15 protein-coding genes and 1 pseudogene are annotated in these 18,963 nt (G+C 33.6%); 13 read left to right on the forward strand and 3 right to left on the reverse strand.

What is annotated here, in order from left to right; all coding sequences use genetic code 11:
* The first annotated feature begins 323 nt into the window (after positions 1 to 323).
* Together ltrA and AAGD29_RS06145 are read left to right on the forward strand one after the other, a co-directional pair.
* A complete protein-coding gene (gene ltrA, locus AAGD29_RS06140) occupies positions 324 to 1,568 on the forward strand; it encodes a group II intron reverse transcriptase/maturase (protein ID WP_341757463.1) in 1,245 nt (414 codons plus the stop codon).
* A 120-nt stretch (positions 1,569 to 1,688) separates the two neighbouring features.
* The gene (locus AAGD29_RS06145) at positions 1,689 to 3,140 is read left to right on the forward strand and encodes an IS4 family transposase (RefSeq protein WP_341757292.1); all 1,452 of its coding nucleotides are present in this window, start codon (positions 1,689 to 1,691) and stop codon (positions 3,138 to 3,140) included.
* Between the two features lie 390 nt (positions 3,141 to 3,530).
* Here AAGD29_RS06145 and AAGD29_RS06150 read toward each other — a convergent pair whose 3' ends face one another.
* On the reverse strand, positions 3,531 to 6,671 hold the full coding sequence (locus AAGD29_RS06150; protein ID WP_341757473.1) for a sodium:solute symporter family transporter: 3,141 nt from the start codon (positions 6,669 to 6,671) through the stop codon (positions 3,531 to 3,533).
* Between the two features lie 485 nt (positions 6,672 to 7,156).
* Complete coding sequence (locus AAGD29_RS06155) at positions 7,157 to 7,705, reverse strand: helix-turn-helix transcriptional regulator (RefSeq protein ID WP_341757474.1); 549 nt, start codon at positions 7,703 to 7,705, stop codon at positions 7,157 to 7,159.
* Positions 7,706 to 8,502: 797 nt separating this feature from the next.
* On the opposite strand from AAGD29_RS06155, the gene AAGD29_RS06160 reads away from it, so the two are divergent.
* The 3 genes from AAGD29_RS06160 to AAGD29_RS06170 all read left to right on the forward strand — a co-directional run bounded on the left by AAGD29_RS06160 (position 8,503) and on the right by AAGD29_RS06170 (position 11,870).
* Positions 8,503 to 10,299 carry a Sca4 family protein gene (locus AAGD29_RS06160; RefSeq protein ID WP_341757475.1) on the forward strand — a complete coding sequence of 599 codons (1,797 nt, stop codon included), beginning with the start codon at positions 8,503 to 8,505 and terminating at the stop codon, positions 10,297 to 10,299.
* 2 nt (positions 10,300 to 10,301) lie between these two features.
* Positions 10,302 to 10,982 (forward strand): hypothetical protein, encoded by a 681-nt coding sequence (locus AAGD29_RS06165; protein WP_341757476.1) that lies wholly within the window; start codon positions 10,302 to 10,304, stop codon positions 10,980 to 10,982.
* Between the two features lie 231 nt (positions 10,983 to 11,213).
* Positions 11,214 to 11,870, forward strand: coding sequence for an HD domain-containing protein (locus AAGD29_RS06170; protein WP_341757477.1), 657 nt, complete (start codon positions 11,214 to 11,216; stop codon positions 11,868 to 11,870).
* Positions 11,871 to 11,897: 27 nt separating this feature from the next.
* On the opposite strand, the pseudogene AAGD29_RS06175 reads toward AAGD29_RS06170, so the two are convergent.
* Positions 11,898 to 12,017: pseudogene (locus AAGD29_RS06175) on the reverse strand (IS5/IS1182 family transposase); the annotation flags it as partial.
* A gap of 265 nt (positions 12,018 to 12,282) precedes the next feature.
* Between AAGD29_RS06175 and AAGD29_RS06180 the strand changes: the two are divergent.
* The 8 genes from AAGD29_RS06180 to AAGD29_RS06215 all read left to right on the forward strand — a co-directional run bounded on the left by AAGD29_RS06180 (position 12,283) and on the right by AAGD29_RS06215 (position 18,948).
* Complete coding sequence (locus AAGD29_RS06180) at positions 12,283 to 12,615, forward strand: hypothetical protein (RefSeq protein WP_341757478.1); 333 nt, start codon at positions 12,283 to 12,285, stop codon at positions 12,613 to 12,615.
* Positions 12,616 to 12,781: 166 nt separating this feature from the next.
* Positions 12,782 to 12,949 carry a hypothetical protein gene (locus AAGD29_RS06185; RefSeq protein ID WP_341757479.1) on the forward strand — a complete coding sequence of 56 codons (168 nt, stop codon included), beginning with the start codon at positions 12,782 to 12,784 and terminating at the stop codon, positions 12,947 to 12,949.
* A 46-nt stretch (positions 12,950 to 12,995) separates the two neighbouring features.
* The gene (locus AAGD29_RS06190) at positions 12,996 to 13,601 is read left to right on the forward strand and encodes a TraE/TraK family type IV conjugative transfer system protein (RefSeq protein WP_341757480.1); all 606 of its coding nucleotides are present in this window, start codon (positions 12,996 to 12,998) and stop codon (positions 13,599 to 13,601) included.
* A 27-nt stretch (positions 13,602 to 13,628) separates the two neighbouring features.
* The gene (locus tag AAGD29_RS06195) at positions 13,629 to 14,369 is read left to right on the forward strand and encodes a type-F conjugative transfer system secretin TraK (protein ID WP_341757481.1); all 741 of its coding nucleotides are present in this window, start codon (positions 13,629 to 13,631) and stop codon (positions 14,367 to 14,369) included.
* Between the two features lies 1 nt (position 14,370).
* Positions 14,371 to 15,714 carry a TraB/VirB10 family protein gene (locus tag AAGD29_RS06200; protein WP_341757482.1) on the forward strand — a complete coding sequence of 448 codons (1,344 nt, stop codon included), beginning with the start codon at positions 14,371 to 14,373 and terminating at the stop codon, positions 15,712 to 15,714.
* Complete coding sequence (locus tag AAGD29_RS06205; RefSeq protein ID WP_341757483.1) at positions 15,714 to 16,031, forward strand: hypothetical protein; 318 nt, start codon at positions 15,714 to 15,716, stop codon at positions 16,029 to 16,031. Before AAGD29_RS06200 ends, AAGD29_RS06205 begins: the two co-directional genes overlap by 1 nt.
* A gap of 17 nt (positions 16,032 to 16,048) precedes the next feature.
* Positions 16,049 to 18,583: a TraC family protein gene (locus AAGD29_RS06210; protein ID WP_341757484.1), complete on the forward strand. Its 2,535-nt coding sequence runs from the start codon at positions 16,049 to 16,051 to the stop codon at positions 18,581 to 18,583.
* Positions 18,584 to 18,738: 155 nt separating this feature from the next.
* Positions 18,739 to 18,948, forward strand: a complete 210-nt coding sequence (locus AAGD29_RS06215) for a hypothetical protein (RefSeq protein WP_341757485.1) — start codon at positions 18,739 to 18,741, stop codon at positions 18,946 to 18,948.
* The last annotated feature ends 15 nt before the right edge of the window (positions 18,949 to 18,963 follow it).

Raw genomic sequence — 18,963 nt, forward strand, 5'->3', positions numbered from 1 at the left:
AGACGAGCGTAAGCGAACCAATCGATGAGGTGTCGAAATCTGAGTAAATACTGTCAAAACTAGGGAATCTCAAGCATCGCTAGGATAAGGACTAATCGGTAATGTGTGTTTTGGATTAGTGACAGTCGATATAGAGATGGCGTGAACTTGAATTAGGCTATTACTTAGAACTTGGGAACCATTCCTATTCTCTTTTCTTCCATGGGAGTGGGGCGGATAAAGTTGTAGTAGCGATGAAGGTTTGGAAACAAACTGGAGCAAAGGGCTTTACTTTTGGAGTGATAGAAGATCAAACAACCAATTAGGTAGGAAATGATACTTATATGACTAAACATTATGATGTAAGCAAGGATGAAGTAATGAATGCTTGGAAGAGTGTTCGAAAAAGCGGAGGAGCATGTGGCTTTGATGGCATCACTATAGAAGATGTTGAAGGAGATTTGGATAATCAACTCTATAAGATATGGAATAGGATGTCAGCAGGAAGCTATATGGCTAAATCTGTGCTTTTAGTGAATATCCCTAAAGCTAAGGGGGGATATCGCCAACTTGGGATACCTACTGTTTGTGATCGCATAGCACAAGTAGTTGTTAAGAATAGACTAGAATCAATACTAGAAGACAAATTTTGCCAAAACTCGTATGCTTACAGACCCGGTAAAAGTGCAATAGATGCTGTGACGGTATGTAGAGAGAGGTGTTTTGTGCATGAGTGGTTGGTAGAGATTGATATTAAAGGATTCTTTGACAATATAGATCATGATATATTACTGGATATGCTTTTAAAACATACTGATGACAAAGTTATTGTATTATATGCGAAAAGGTTCTTGAAAGCGACAGGAATAGAGAGTGGCAGGAATATAGAAATAGCAAGGGAAAAAGGCACTCCGCAGGGTGGGGTAGTCAGTCCGATACTTGCTAATTTGTATTTACATGAAGCTTTTGATAATTGGATGCAAGAGATACATAGCAATATAAAGTATGAGAGATATGCCGATGATATTGTGGTTCATTGTTGCAGTGAGAAGCAAGCATATTTTATTAAAGAGAAAGTTCAAGCAAGGCTAAAGCAATATAAGCTAGAGCTGAACCTAGAAAAGACCAAGATAGTATACACAGGAATTAAAAACGATCATGATCATAGGAAGCATAATTTACCACGTAAATTTAGCTTTTTGGGGTATGATTTTAAGCCAAGAATATGGCACGGTAAACTTGTATATACGCCTGGAATTGGCACAGGAGCTATGAAAATGATTAAAGATAAAATAAAGAAGACGTGGCAACTTAAGGTAAGTGTGAGTGGTAGCTTAGAAGATATAGCGGAAAGGGTGAATCCGGTTATTCGAGGATGGATAAACTATTATGGTCATTATAGGAGATCGGATTTATACAAACTAGAATACGTGATAAATAACTATCTAGTGCGATTTATTAAGAAGAAGTACGAGAGTTATGCAACATGGAATAAGGCTTGGAAACACTTAGGCAAACTAAAAGCAGAATCAGCTCACACATTTTGTCATTGGTACATGATAAGTGAATCCAAAGGAAGAGCCGTATAACGCGAGAGTGTTACGTACGGTTCTGTGAGCTTACTATTACCCACAAAATAACAATGGTGAAAAAGAAGTAAAAATAATATACTGATTTGCAATTAAAATATTACATTGTAGAGGTATAGTATGAGTCAAGAAATAATAAATAATTATTTGACCGAGGAATTTAGTGGAGCTATTTTGGGTGATAAAAGGCTGACAAATAGGTTAATAAAGATAGCTGATAATTTTGCAAATATACCTGAAAGCTCAATTAATCAAGCATGTGGAAATTGGGCAGAAACAAAAGCAGCATATCGTTTTTTTAAAAACGATAATGTTAAGGAATCAAAAATATTAGAAGCCCATATTGCTAAAGCAGTAGAAAGAATCAAAGAGCATGATAAAGTTCTTGTTATACAAGATACTAGTTATATCACATATACTAGTCATAAAAAAACTACTGGATTGGGTGTGTTATCAAGAAAAGAGGGAAAGAATGTTAAAAATATTGAATGTAAAGGTCTGATAATGCATACTGCCTTTGCGGTTGCTACCAATGGATTAGCACTTGGGTTGTTGGATCAAAAGATTCACAATAGACCAGCAGTGCCTGAAGAAATACAACAGTTAAAAAAAACTAGTCATGGTAATGCGGTACATATTAAAGATAAAGAAAGTATGAAGTGGCTTAATGCATTACAGAACACTATTAATGCAACGAATAATAGTAATACCCAAATTATAACTGTTTGTGATAGAGAAGCTGATATATATGATTTTTTTGAATTGGCACAAGCTCAGAAATCTAAAGTTTTAGTTAGAGCTGCACAGGATAGAGAAATAAATAAAAAGTCAAAATATTCCAAAAAAGATAGACAATATTTGTGGAAGGTAGTATCGGGTTTCCAGTGTGCTGGAGAAATAGCAGTTAAAGATACTAGTCAAGAAAATAAAGCTAATAGGATTAGACATTTGGAAGTTAGATTTGGAAAATTTATAATGAATCCTCCTGTAAACAATGTAAGACATAAAACAGAAACATTGCCAAATTTACCAGTATATGCCATCAATGTTATTGAGCGTCGTCCCCCTAGTGGAACAACACCATTAGAATGGATGTTACTAACCAATATAGTTATCAATAATTTTGAAGAAGCTATAGAGAAAGTAAGATGGTATTGTTTAAGATGGAGAATTGAAATTTTTCATAAAATTTTAAAATCTGGATTTAGGGTTGAACAATGTAGACTTGCAACAGGAGAAAGATTAATAAAATACTTGACAATCATGAGCATAATTGCTTGGAGAATTTTTTTTATTACTTTAATTGGCAGAACTAATCCTAATCTACCATGTAGTGTAATATTAGCTGAAGAAGAATGGCGAGTTTTGTATGTAAAGATACACAAAGCAGCTCCCCCTAATAATACAATTCCTACAATAAAAAATGCTATAATATGGGTTGCTAAATTGGGTGGGTATTTAGCAAGAAAAAATGATCTAGAGCCTGGTCCTATTGTATTGTGGAGAGGATGGCAACGGTTATTTGATCTAGTTCAAGGTTATCAATTAGCTAACTCTAATATTTGTGGGTAATAGTAAGGTTCTGTGAGAGCCTGAAGTGCAAACCTTGGGCTACTCGACCACCACCCTGCGTAGTATCCACACCACATTTAATCCCACTAATTGACAGAGTCTAGAGAAAATTTTTGCCTAGGGTATTTTTTTGCGAAATTTAATAGATCAGCGGTAGAATAGAGACACTAGGAAAAATATTATCTTAAAAAATACGACAATATCAAACACCAATACTTGGCAGTTGAAGACTATTGTTTTCTATAGTAAAACCTATAATATTAGGTGACAAGAATATAACATAATTTCCTAAAAATTACTGATATTTTTCTTCTATTTATATCACCTAATTTTATAAGTTTTACTATAATAAAAATACCGAAGCAGTTATAGTGACTCTAGTAACAGTTCTCAAGTAACCTTAATATTGGTAATTTCTTCCTTTTTAAGTAAGGTAGCTTGCTCAATAATATCAAAGTCAACCCCTGCTTGCAGTAATTTTTGTGCTATATTTAATCTATCGTCCTTTTGTTCCTGTAAAAATATTTCTGTAATCTTTTCAAAGTTCTCAATCCTTATATCAGGCAAATCCATTACTTTAGGTCGAATCTCCTTAATATTAGCAGGAATAGTGATATTATAATTTATACCTTTATCTTGGTTATTATCGACCTTAAAATTCCCATAGTGAGCATCTATAATATTAGAACACTCAAAAAAAGTTAGTTCATTAGTTTCCCTAAAAGTTGGAGTGAAAATTAATTTAAGTTGTTGCTTCGTAAGGTGATCTCCTTGATTTTTTATTGTTAGTCTTACTGCTTCAATTGATTTTTTACTTTTAGTAGTTTCCGAGATATTTACCTTAAAATCTAGAACATCATCCTCTAGAAAAATACTCACTAGATTACTATCAACATTATTGTTGATAGCATGAATCAACAGGCTTTTTATTACTGCCTTCAGTTTCTTTGGATCGCATATTATATTATGATATTTTATTGCATATTGGCTAACAAACCGTAATGGTTGATCAGATAATTTTTCACATTCTACTACTACTTCATTTACTAAATCCATAATGTTAATTTTAGTAGGCTTAATATGCACTTGACGTCTTACTCTGTGAGTAATAGTCGAAAGATATAAAGCCCAAGCCTCTATTCGTTTTGCTACTTCATATAATTCTTCAGTAATCCGAGAAATTTGGTCTTTATTAGCTGTTTTTTGTAGTTTTGTACATAATGCTTTAAATTGGAGTTGCAAGCTATGAAGTTGCTGTTGTTCTTGAGCTTCTATTCTATTAAAAAACTCTTCTTCATGTTGTGCTATTTTTATCAAATCATGCGTTAGTTTTCTTGATTTTGTTTCCCATACACTCTTCATGGTCTCAGACAATTCTTCATATTTTTGTTTTGGTTTCAGAAATGCTATTAGTACACTACTAAATAGTAATAAAAGGTAAATTATTTGGAATTGTATATTACCAAAATTACTAGTTAAATAATATTTACCCATACAACATTTAAAAAATTGTAATGATGTAAATGTGCCAAAAATTGTGATAAATAAAGCTATCTGCCACCTAAGCAATATTCCCGTAACTAACAAGTTAATAATAAATATCATTAATTGTAGTTGATGAAATTCGCTAATCATAACCAACATACTTCCAACACAAATCAACAGATATAAAATACCTAAATTCCAAACTAATGCGATAAATATCTCGTTTTTAAATCTAGGAGGCCATATCGAATAAGTTACAAATCCGGTAGCTATTATTAATACTGAATGGTGAATGAAGTGATAAATATTAGCATATTTTGTGCTATAATATTCTGGGATAGTAAATAATGATGAATAAGTGGAAACTATTACAAAGAAGCCAAATAGAAAATAAGTAATTTCATTTTTTGGTAGATTACCTTTACAAAAATTTATCAGATTAAATTGTTTGATTGCACTAATAATTTTCCTAAATTTTCTTTTACGTTCAAGTCTAAGAGCGATGATGGGGCTTGTGTCTTTTACCCCAATCCAACCACCAGCTTGTTTAAAAAAGTAATGGCTAAACATCAAAGTTAACAAATTAGCTGCCATAGCTGGTACTATAGGCTCCATTTTTACATTTAGGACTTTAAAACTAACTGCTGTAATAAATCCAGCAAACATTCCCATTAATACTGCTTTACTACTACTACGAAAGCCTAGAATTGCCAAGAGGAAAGGTACTGAAACTACAGGCATATAGAAATCTAATGCTATTAACAGTAAAGCAAGTATACTATTTGCTTTAAAAGCTAGGAAAATAGCAGAAATACCAACAAAAACAGCAATAATACGTAATATAACCAAATCATTACTATTACGTCGAAGCATCCCCAGCGTCATTGCGAGACCACGTGAGTGTAGTGGCAATCCACATTCATTAGATTGCTTCGTTGCCACCAAAGTGGCTTCTCGTAATGATGGAGTAATGTTAGTAGGATTAGCTATAACCTTAAAATCTAATAATTTTAAAATATCATTAGTGAATAATATAGCTGCAGAATTAATGTATGAGTCTGCCGTAGACATGATTATCGCTATAATACCTATAGCAGTAAGTCCTCTTAATCCTGAATAGCTGTAATTCTCTATAATATGGGCTAACAAGTTATTAGGGTTAAGATTAGGATTGTCTGCCAGTAATAATATTCCAACCCACATTATTATTACTAATATTACAAGACATATTAAACCTGCTGTTATAAAAGACTGTCTAACTTGTGTGATATTCTTAGCCATTGCCAATCTTTGAAAAAAAACCGGTTGAAAACCTGGGATTAGAAAAAATAATAACAGCAAAAAGGAGCTTATAGACTTAGAGTTAAAATTAAATAGCTGCCTATAATCAAATAAAGGATTCTCATTAATTGTTACAAAAACTTTATGAGGATCATGCAGAGTTCCCCAAATCATTAAAGTAATTACAGGAATGATAGTGCCAAAAGTAAAGAATTGTATTATATCTGTAAAAGTAACAGCCTTTATACCACCAAAAGCCGAATATAATATTACTATAACAGCACTTGCCAAAACAGCATAAAAACTAGAAAGATTAAAGAAAAGTTGCAGCATGGTAGCTGAAACCTTAAATTGCAATGCAACTATTCCGGTGCAAAGGAAAATACCTACTATAGCTGTAACCAATTGAACTTTTTTACCATATAGAGTACCCATAGCTTCAGCTATGGAAAGATTACCCAAAAACTCTGCCATACGTGGAGCTAATAAGTAACCAACAATTATGAGAGCCAAAGGTTCACCAATTGCTGGAATGATAAAATATAAACCTTGTTTATACGATTCACTAACTGCCTCAGAAAAGAAACCGCCCCCTATACAAGTGGCAATAATTGTAGCAGTTATAGTGCTGGTGGAGAAATTGCGGTTTCCTATAGCATATTCGTTAATATTTTTTATACCACGACTATAAAATAAACCTACTGCTAAGTTAAAAACTAAAAAAATAGCAAAAATGGTTGTATCCCAATCCCAACTTAAATGCATATAATCTTCCCCTGAATGTCAATAAACTGTAAGTTTTTGACCACCAAAGACAAGATTTTTAGAAGAAATGAGTCTAGATTGGTGATCGGGGGTTCGAAAGACTGCTAACAGACAGCTATGGTAACCGTCTAGCTTAAATGTAAACACTTAAGCCAGACTCTACCATCCCCCCGACCAAAAAAGATCGAGAAGCATCATTTTTACGGTTGATGCATACCGCCGTTAGATAGAGGCTTTCGAACCTCCAGAATTACTTTACAGTAATCCCACCTTAGATTTTAAATATATACTTGTATAAAGTCAATATAATGTTTTTATAGCTAATACGACTAACATTACTCCGTCATTATGAGGAGTCGGTTTGCAACACACCGTCATTGCGAGAAGATACTTTAGTAGCGACAAAGCAACCCCATCTAATGAATAATGGATTGCCACGACCACTGCGTGGTCTCGCAATGACATTTTGGGTTTTCAGTTTATTATTACTTCACCTCAGTATCACTATTGGAGTTTTGTTGAGAAGGTTCATTATTATCAGAGGTAGTAGGCTTAATTCTGCCAACCATTTCATCTAGTGATATTTGAAAATAATCTGCTAGGGCTACTGCGATTTGGCTATTAAAAGTTTTTTGTTCCCTATTAACATTAACGAACCTATGTAAAGGTTTAATACTAAAGCCTATATCTATACTTAGTTTATATAAATTTAGATTTTGTTTCGTTACTTTGTTTTCTAGAAATCTTCTTATATTAGTTATTATCTCTTCTGAAGTAATTTCATGAAATGCCAAATTTCTTGTGTTAGGTAAAATAGTATAGTCATTTCTACCTATAACTTCATCAAGTGAGCATCTAAAATAATTGGCAATTTTAAGTATAGTACTTATATCAGGATTTAGTTTATACCCTTTTGTTATATCAATTACAGTAGGATAGGAAATGCCGCTGTTTTTAGCAAAATCCGTTCTTTTTAAATTTAATTCGTCGAATTTTCTCTTTAAAAATTCTTGTATTTTATAAACAAGAGCCATTTTCTAATATAAAAAGTGCTATTTAAATAATAATTATGTCCTGAGGACATAATTTATTTGACACCCCAAAATAATTATATTAAACTCCCAAAAATAGTATGAGACCAAAAAAAATAGGTCAGTAACTATTGACTAGTTTTTTAGAACCAAAATACACATTTTGGTTTAGCTGTCCGACTAGTATTTAGCCATATAAATTGGCGTCATTGCGAGAAGCTACTTTAGTAGCGACGAAACAATCTAGAAAAATTAAATTGCTTCGTCGTGCTTATGCACTCCTCGCAATGACGGATTAATGCTAATCGGGTTAGCTATAAGTCTCAAACTAAAAAAGCCAGTGTAACGCTCAAGTGTTTAGCTTATTAATAAAGCTAAAACTTGAATGTTACATTTAGGTTATAAACTAGTAAGTACTCCAAGGTTTCGAGGCTTTAAAGTACTTACTAGCAAAATTAATCCAATAGCACTGCTATTAAATTACAACCATTATTGAGGTGTAACTATGATCATACACAAATTTCTTCCACTAGTCAAATTCTATTATTTTTGCAGCTTTATAACGTAAGTACTAGCCATACCGATGTTATTGCGAGAAGCTTTGGATTGCTTCGTAGCTACTAAAGTAGCTCCTCGCAATGACAGTATACATGCGTCATTGCGAGGAAGTAACATTGCTACGACGAAGCAATTTCTAATTACTTTATGGATTGCTTCGGTCACTACGTGGTCTCGCAATGACGACAGTTTGCTATACCAAATGTTAAATTGTTTCTAACACAAAATAGTAGAGTAGGATTATGAAAGATAACCCACAACCCACTAATATTCCTCAAGGGGATAGTAATGAGGTTATAGAACAAATAGAAGAAGCACAAGACTTAGTTGTTTTAGCTAATTCAGTCAGTAGTAGCAGCTTCTTTGGTAAAAAAGAAGAATTAGATCCTATCACTGAAGCCATAAGGCAAGAAATCCTGAAAAAACAGCGGAATATCTTAAAAGATTATATCGCTGCGAATCTTGATGTAACAGTACATTACCATGACGATCAGGAATTTGTCAAATATCTCAGAAATGTTAATAATAGTGCAATAATTAATCAAGCATTTCTAAATAGTAAAGTTAAAGCTGAGCTAGAAAGAACAGAGATAGCAGGTTATAAGAAAATTCACCATAATTTTGCTGATCGATTCCATACAATAAATTGGCAAGATGGTGATAGGCAAACCAATATCAGAAGCCAAATAGTAAGAAATGATTCAGGTAATGAGTTAGCTACTATCAAGGAAACAACTCATAAAATTAATACTCTAGTCTCTTTGTCAGATGGCACTCTTAAGCAAATCAATAACTATCGAACCATAGACCTACCAACAGAATTGGTAAATAAAAGCGGTCCTATGCATTTGTCATTAGCTGTAAAAGATGAAAATGGTCGAAATATTGCCTTAGACCGAGCAGTATATTTTACTGCTCATTATGATAGTCAAGGTAAATTGTCAGAGATCAGTAGTCCAAAGCCAGTAAGATTTAATGGTGAAGGAGATGAGGCAATAGGCTATATAGAACATCTAGGACATGTCTATAGTTTGCCAGTAACCCAAGGTAAATATCGAGGAATGATGCTAGCTTTGGAGAAAAATAAGGGACAAGAAATCGACCTCTCTCAAAATATCACTACTGCTCAGGATATGATAGTTACTGCTAATATTGTAAATAGTGATTTGTCAACGCAAGAAGAAAAAAAGACATATCATCATGATAGACAAACATTAGCCGAAGAAACATTAAAGAAAACAACAGAGCATCATGAGTTAGCAAAACGACAAGCAGAATCAATATCACAGGAAATGCAGTTAACAGAAAAGAGTGATAATGTTGCTAATCGACAATTATTTGAAAAAATGTCAGAAGATTCTCAGTATATCCATGACATGTCTCCTGAGCAGGCAATTAGCAAATATCAAGCAATCTTAAATGAATTACAACCATTAACTAGCTCGCGAGAAAAAGAAAGAAAAGCATTATACAAAGTTGCTGAGCTATGTCCTGATCTAGCAGCTAAGTCAGTAGCAAGACATTATGATACTCATGCAGTAGTATATCACAAAGAAAAAACAGCAGATGCAAGTAGTACGGCATTAGAAGAGTTAGAGAACCTTGTAAAAATATGTGGGGGGTATAAGAAATTAGGCTTAACTCCGGTAGAGAAACAATTAGCTGAACTTGATAAAATACGACGACAAGGAGAGAAAGATGTAGACAAAGTAATGACCAAGATAGAAGCAGCTGATAAATCTTTTTATGAAAAACTGAAGAAAATACAACTATCGGCTGATGCATTACCAGAATCTAATCCTGATAAAGAAAAATTGAATATTTTTGTAAAACTAAAGCTAGAAGCACAAGAGTCAATTAACACCAGTAAACCGCTACTAAAAAGCAAAGAAAGAGATGAGTCTTTAAAAATGGAAACTGAGACAACTAAAAAAGTAGATCGTATGATAGGAAGATTTATGAGTAGATATTCTCCATCTAATACACCACCACCATTAAATAGATCAAAACTACAATTAAATAACACTAAAGGGAGGTAACTATGCCAGGCAAGCAATTTTTATATAGTAGAGTACTTAAGTCTGATACATCAATGCATGTTCAAGAACAAATTCACAACTATTTAAGTAAAGAATATCAGATTGATTTTGACAAAGTTTTAAAAAATTATGACTCAGACATGTCTATGTTGGAGACAGTTAAAAATATTGAACTTCCAGAATTCCAGGAAATATTTAATAATAGCCAAAAAAACACCGCTTGGGATTTATATTTACATTTAGTGGCAGGGAAACAAGAGGTTGCTTCATATTTGTCAGAATATTTAAGAAAAGGTTATGGTACTGTTAAAGATGAGTTCCTTGCTGATTTAACTCTGAGCATAGGAGCCGAGTTGGGAGATCAGGACTCAATTAAACTAACGGAAAAAATATCAATATCATCTCAAATACAAAATGTAGCCAAAGAATGTTTACTAGAAATCATCCAACATAAATTAGGGGTAGAAGGTAGAGAAATATTATGTGATGAGATGATGTCCAGAGGTAAAGCATTTGCTTATTTTGTTGAGGAGTTATCAGGTCATTCCTATTATCAAACTATCCAAGACTCTGGAACAGCCGGAGTAAAATACTGGAGTAATTTTGTTGAACCAGCATATTATTGTTTCTCTGAAACTACAGAAGAAGTATCAATAGCAGGGGCATTACATGATCAAGAATGATATCGTCATTGCGAGAAGTGCGTAAGCACTACGAAGCAATCCAAATCTAATCATTTTTCTGGATTGCTTAGTTGCTACTAAAAGTAGCTCCTCGCAATGACGTCTGCGTCTATAACTCGTCATTGCGAGACCACGTAGTGGTCGTGGCAATCCATTATTCATTAGATTGGCTTGCTTCGTCGCTAATAGACTAAGCAAGCTTCAGAGTAAACATTCAATAGGGAGTCGTTTATGACCGGTAAAAAAGTCATTATCCTGCTACATTCGTTACATGAGTCTCATAGCCAGCAACTACAAGAATCTTTGAAAAAGGAGTTCTTAGATAAAATTAAAGCATGTAGTAAAAGGCACAGTACCATAATAGATGTTCCTGTTGTAAAACTGGCATTAAAATACGTTATCAAACACCAGGCAGATCAGAAACGACACTCTGGCGAATCATTTTATCATCATCCAATACAGGTTGCATTAATAGCATCCGGAATTTCATGTAAAACTGAAATAATAGCAGCGTCCTTATTGCATGATATTGTAGAAGATACAGAACTTACTATTAGTCAGATACGGTTTTCATTTGGCACAAAAATAGCAGAATTAGTTAACAAACTGACGAAGCTTGATGATATTGCAATAAAAAAAGTAAAAATTGAAGGAGAACATGCCTTGCAGAAATTACGTGAGTCAGAAGATATAGATGCATGGTATATCAAGCTTGCTGATAGGTTACATAATATGCAAACTCTTCATTACATTAAGTCAAAAGAAAAACAGAAAAGAATCGCTTTTGATACTTTAAAGAACTTTATACCGTTGGCAAAACTAGCTAGGGTAGAATGGATAGAACAAGAACTATACACATTAGCTATCAAAATATTAGAGGAGAATTAATACAATTTATTTATTTTTTATTAAGAGTTTAGTCAAATTGTCTCTTTGCCTCAAAATATCCACCATCCTTGAGAATGTCACCTTCTTTACTCCTGTTAATCGACGAAACTGTTCATCCTCCAAATCTTTAACCTGATCGAATTTCATTATTACTCCAAATCAGATACTTATAACACCTCTCTTCCTTAAAGTCTAGTTTTGAAAGAGGTCTATTATCTTTAAAAATACGACAACATCAAACACCAATACTTGGCAATTGAAGGGTATTGTTTTCTAAGTATGTAGTCTTCAAAAATAATGGGGGAAAATGCCCCCTATTTATTTTTAAAAGGATCACATAATTTATTACTTAATGTTTAGTTACACCGTTTACTACAGAGAAAGTAACAAAAAATAACAAAAGAGGAGAATTATGGTCGATTCAAAGAAAATAACTAGCAAACAAAATTGTCTAGATGACAACTGGAATAAGAGTTTCTTATATCTTAGTTATGGAATAATTGGCATTTTACTTACCCTTATTACATCAGAAAGTTTAGCAGTAGATTTAGGTAAATTTGGTAAAGGTGTAACTGAACCACTGGTAAAATTTGCCGCAGATTACTGGGTTTATGGAGCTGGTATTGGTGGTATTACCACAGCCATTATGTCTGAAGGTGATGGTCGTGTTCGGGTATTTCGTGGCGGTACAGTTTTTATAGGTAGCAGTGCTGTTTGTATGGGCATACTTGCTGCTATGACTTAAATCAAGTGTAAATTGTGACAATATTGTTTTTTACTTGTGAGATTCAATTATGGAAAGAGTACGATTTAATAATTGCTTAAACAAACACGTTAGATTTTGGAACATATCTATTGGTTCAATAATAGGGGGCATTAGCTTTGGGTTAATCATTTTATGTTTTAAAGGCGTGCTATGGTCTTTTACTGGTGGTGCTATTGGTTTTGCTATAGGTGGTTGGTTTATGCATCAATGGTGGCTTGGAATAATCCAGCGTTGGCTCTATTGGCATCTACCACTGACTAGGCTGATTATATCAGCTAATTTACCAGAGTCTCATGTAAGGTTGCTTATGTAGTAATACTAATTTAAATGTAAATAGATATGAATAAGCAGAGATAAAAATGGAAAAGATAATAGCAATAGGTAACATCGAGCAAGTAGCAAGACAGCGAAATTTGTTTTTAATACTGACGTTGCTGCTTTGCCTAACTGCTTTAGGACTATCAGTTAAATTATTGACAAACAATGAGAAAGTAATATTGATGCCAAGTCTTAGCCAAGAAGTATGGATTAGTAATAATGGAGTCTCCAAAGGATATTTGGAAGAAACAAGTTTAATGTACCTACCATTATTACTAGATTTAAATCCAGAAATAATAGATTACAAAGCAGGTATCATATTTAAATATATTTCTCAAAGTGATACTACCTATATGAGAAATATTCAAAGTTATTTTGCAGATAGCAAAGAGAAGTACAAAAAATTTGCCTTATCAACCTACTTTTCCATCAAAAGCTTGGAAGTTGATAGTAAGAATTTGCAGGTAATAGCCGCTGGCATGCTAACCTCAAGGTTTGGCGATAAGGGCTTTGAGGTTAGTCCTGCTTCTTATCAATTATCTTATGAATGGGCAGGTAGACAGCTAAGACTTAAAGAATTTGTAAGAATCAAAGAAGGTCAAGAAACGGCACAACATAACAAAGAAAATGATAAAGATAAAAAATAAAGGATAAGAAAAATAAGAGAATAAATAATGATCAAAATAATACTAATAATTGCCATGATACTAACGAGTAATGCAGCACTTGCAGCACAAGAATTTGAATATATAGCTGGCAATAAAATCAAGGCTAAAATAAGTGCAAGTAACGTTAATAGAATAGAGTTTGGCAAAATAGGCATAGCACAAATTATTGGTGATGAAAGCAAGTATAAAATAATAGCGGATAGCAAGGCACAAAACATATTTTTATTACCGAAAATTCCAGTTGCTCAGACTTTGGAGCTAGCCTTAGTCAACTTTTCTGGGAATGTTGCTGATTTAATACTTAAAGTGGAAGATATGGAAGGGCAAATTATCAAGATTTCCATGGATAGTTTTTATAATAAGCCATCCAATGGTTTCCTAAATAATTCAGCTGTTAACAATAAATGCTCAGTAAACACCCAAGAACAAGAAATTGCTGGAATGATAAGGAACATGATTGCTGACAAGGAAGGTAAATATTACGTTACTCAGGTAAAAAGAAAAATTGACCGCTTATGTAACATAGGACTTTCCATAGAGCAAGATAGGATTTACCGTTTTGGTAAGCTTATTGGAGCAAGACTAGTAGTAATCAACAGAAAAGCCCAAGACTTAGTTCATCTTAAAGAAGCAGATTTTAGTAATCTATTTGATTTTTGTTTAGCTACCACTATCGACAAAACCATACTTCTTCCTAAAGCTAAAGGGTTTGTTTGGATAGTAGCAAAGGAGCAAGATAGGGACTGATATGACAATATTTGCAAAGCTTAAAGAAAGACTCTCTTTTTTATTAGGGAAGAGCAAAATAGTAGAGAATATGCAGCTCAAGGTTTCAGATAAAGTTCCAGTGGCTAGTTCGTTTATAGCTGATAGTCAAAAACAGTCGTTAGATACAACTAATAATAAGGATATTAGACGTAAACAGCATAATTTCTTGTTACTGCTTTTGGGTGGTAGCATCATTACAGTACTTGTTCTAATCAACATAATGCAAGGAAAAATTAAGCACAAAGCAATTATTAATGATAATACTAAACCTAAATTAGAAGTAGCAAGTGAAGCGTTAGACCCGGAGAAAATGTGGCACAACCACTTTGAAGATTTGTTAAACGACAATAGGCGTAAATTTGATGAACGCTTACAGTTAGCAGAAACAAACTTTAGAGAAAAAGAACAAAAACTACAAGAAGAGATAAAATTAGAACTAACTAAAATGCAGATTCAACTAAATTTTGCTAAAAATGAGCTGATCAGTAGCACAGAAGAATTAAAAAGAATGCGTCAAATTCACCAAGAAGCAGAGCAAAATACAAAAGGTAAGGATTTTGGCAGTGATGTAAATATTGGTGTTATAGACTTAAATGGTGAAATAGAATTTGATAAACCAAAAGATACTAAGATTTATATCCCTGAAACTTCTTATGTTAGTGGCTATTTACTTGGTGGTCTTGCAGTATCTACTGCATTAAATACCCCAGATGAACATGCTACTCCAATAGTAATTAGACTAACAGAAAGAGGCAACTTACCCAAGAACTTTAATCTTGATATTACTACCTGCCGTATTTTAGGTAGTAGTTATGGTGACTTATCCAGCGAAAGAGTAATTATCCGCTTGGAGAAAATGGTTTGTATTGATCCAATCACAGAGTTAGTAACTGCCAGTAACATAGCTGGAATAGTGCATGGGCCAGATGGTATGAATGGCATTAAGGGGAAAGTAGTAGCTACGAGCAGTAAGCATATAAAAAATGCCCTAATAGGTGGAGTTATTAGCGGGCTTAGCCAAAGTAGTAAAGGTCTAGATAGTATGACTATCACCGGCCTTGGAGCAATTGCTAGCCCAAAGAAAGGTTTTAAGGATATGGTAACAGATGGTATTCTCTCAGGAACATCGAATGCTGCTGAGAAAATAGCTGACTATTACTTAAGAATGGCAGAGAACATGTCGCCTGTTCTTACTATACCTAGTGGAGTAAAGGTAGATGTTGTCTTCATGAAAGGCTTTTTTGTCGGAGAATTAACCACCCATAAAAAGATAGCCAAGGAAAGAACCAAAAAACCAACAAATAAACAATACGGAGAACAGTAATGCAAGGAATATCAAATATTTTACTGATTATTACAGTATTTAGTTTATCTGCCTGTGGTGGATATGGTTCATCTTTTAGCTGCAAAGACGCAAGTGGTTTTAATTGTGTGCCTTTGAGCATAGTTGATCAAAAAATTAATAGCGGAGAAATTGTCGAAGTAGAATTAAAGGAAAGGGCAAAGTGTCAAGGAAAAAATTGCTATGCTAGACACTTGGACAAACCTGACATTAAAGCTAATAAGGTTCATAAAATAAAGTTGCAACAAGAAACTAATCAGAAAGTACTTAAAGATGGCAACTTGTTATATATCAAATAAGACAATGAGATGATCATATGAACATAGTTAATCTATTACAAAATATAGGGAATATTTGCGGTTTAGCTAGTCCTGCCGAGGTAAATTACAGCAGTACACAACTGTTGCAAGAACATATCGAACAAAATACTAAAGGAGCAAAATCTTTAGCAGGATATCTAAGTTATCGATATTTTGATCCTAAATGTAATATCTTCTTTAATGAAAATAATGTAATAGGCTTCATGCTAGAAATAGCTCCGATAGTTGGAACAGATGTTAATTTGGAAAAAAACTTAAGCTTATTTTTTAATAATGAATTACCAGTAAATTGCTATTTACAATTTTTACTGATTGCCAGTCATAATATAGAGCAAAAATTAAAATTATGGAGTAATGCTAGAACCAATTCTAATCAGATGTTGCAGCAATTAACAGAATTCCGTAGAGAATTTATTAGTAAATGTGCTAAAGATTTTACAAGTTCAGATGGAAGGATGGCTAAAGATTTTCGGATATATGTTTCTTTTAGCAAAAAAAGTGAAGGTAATAATAGTATAAAATCTATCGAAGAAGTAGTGGCGTTCCAAAGCAAATTAGTAAAAAAGCTGCAAGCAATAAAATTATCTCCCCATATATGTGATGCACAAAATTTAATGTTTGTAGCAGGCGATATGGCACAAATGCAAATGCAAGAAAGATTAAGCCGTAAATATGATCCAATAAACCCTTTAGCTAATCAAATCTTGACACCACTTTCAAGAACCATTGTTAAAGAAGACTGCCTAATTCATCTAGATAGTATTTATAACGATAATGGATTAAAACCAAACAAATTAACATCTAATAAACTAGCCTCTAACCTAGATTCTAACAAGTTAGTCTCTAAATGTTTTTACCCAAGTATGCTACCAGAGCAGTGGTCATTACTGGAGATGATTAATTTACTTGGTTCAGCCAGTGATCATAGTTTACCAGCAAGGCTAATAATTAGTTACACAGTGGCAAATAATGTAAGTAAAACACAAAGCTCAAAAATTCTAGCAAGAGGACATAGAAGCATACATGCTGCTGAACAATGGTATGCAAGGCATGATACTAATTTGAAGAAAGAAGCTTTAGAGTGGCGGGAGATAATTGCTAAAGCTAAAAATGGCGAGCAGTTTTTGACAGAATCACTGCAAATAATGATTACTGCACCTCAGTCAGAAATAGAAATAGCTGAGGAATCTTTAATTAGCCTATATAATGCACACGACTTCCAATTACAAGTTAACAAGCATCTCCAATTACCAGCAATGTTATCTCAGTTACCAATGCATCAGGCACTTAGCTGGAAGTTTTTACAGCATTTCCAGCTAGTTAAAATTGCTCAGGCTAAAGAAGTGATAGCCAAGTTGCCGATCCATGGTGAGTGGAAAGGAGTAAATCAAAGTGGAGTTCTATTAATAGGACGCAGAGGTGAGTTATTTAATTGGAATCCATTTGTAAGAATTAATAGCGGTAATTACAATGTAGCTGTTATGGCACCATCTGGTTCAGGTAAGTCAGTATTTTTGCAAGAACTAGCTACCTCAATGCTAGCACAAAACGCTTCAGTATTTATCTTAGATATAGGTGGTAGTTACCAAAATATTTGTGAGTTAATTGGCGGAGAAACAATTAGATTTAATCAGCATAGTAATATTTCTTTAAATCCTTTTGCTCAAATAGCAGGTAGTGGAACAAAACACGCTAAGGCTCTTTCTATGCTTGCTAGAAATTGTAATTTAGTGGAAATAGGATCAGTTACTGGTTTGTCCTTAGAACAAATTGAGATGCTTACTGCTAAGGATCAAGACCAAATAAACCTAGATCAAAGAATAGAGATATTACAGATAGGTAATCATTTTGTTACTAAAGATAGTATCATATACGCCAAAAGCATTATTGGTGCTATGTGTGGTATTAGCAAGGATGCTCATAAGGAAGCTATCATTGAACGAGCAATAAATGAGGGTATAGAAAAACATGGTACTACGCTAGATATTACCAAACTTACTAAAGTATTAGAAGAATTAGAGGGGGCAACTACAGCAAAAGCTCTTGCTGAGACTTTATACCCTTATAGTGAAAAAGGAGTACATGGTAAATTTTTTGAGCAAGGTAAAGCTGCATCATTTAAAGAAATACTAACCATTTTTGAGTTTGAGGAGGTCAAGAATGATCCAGTATTACTGGCGGTAATATTACAGGTAGTATTGATGCAAGTAACTATGCAGTTCTTATGTGGTGATAGGTCGAAGCAATTTTTACTTATTGTTGATGAAGCTTGGATGATTTTAGATTATTCAGCCAAGTTCTTAGAAAGTTTTGGTAGAACTGTTAGAAAATATGGGGGTTCATTAGTGATTTGTGTGCAAAATTTTACTGATTTTCAAAAAAGTGATGAGCGTAGGAGCATTTTAGAAAATAGTGCTTGGACGGTAATATTAAAGCAAGATGAGAAAGGACTAAACTCATTTAGTACTTCAGAAGCCTTTAAAGATATTGTACCGTTGATTGAGTCTATTAGTTTGATATACTACTCGTAAATGAAGAGTTGATAGACGAAGATCAAAATTATGAAGTGCTAGGAGTCGAAGGGTCGAGGAGCGGAGCGTACATTTAGTACGTGAGCACCGAAGATCCCTGAAGACGACAACGCAATTCTTGATTTTCATCGAGTATACCAAGTAAATATGCCGAGATGCTGTTGATATCTACTGGCTTAAAAGTTGTTGGACGCCTTAGTCTAGATCCATATTCGCAAGGATTATACTCAACAGAAGCAGCTGATTTTAAATATTTATTAGAAGCAAGACGCAGTGGTCTTAGTAAAGATGAAGCAGTAAAAGCCTTGGCAAAAAAATATGGTGAGCTAGCTATTCTGCCAACTACAGAAAAAATGGATAAGTAATAATACGGTAAGTGT

The organism is Candidatus Tisiphia endosymbiont of Ditula angustiorana, assembly GCF_964026425.1.
Taxonomy (GTDB): Bacteria; Pseudomonadota; Alphaproteobacteria; order Rickettsiales; family Rickettsiaceae; genus Tisiphia.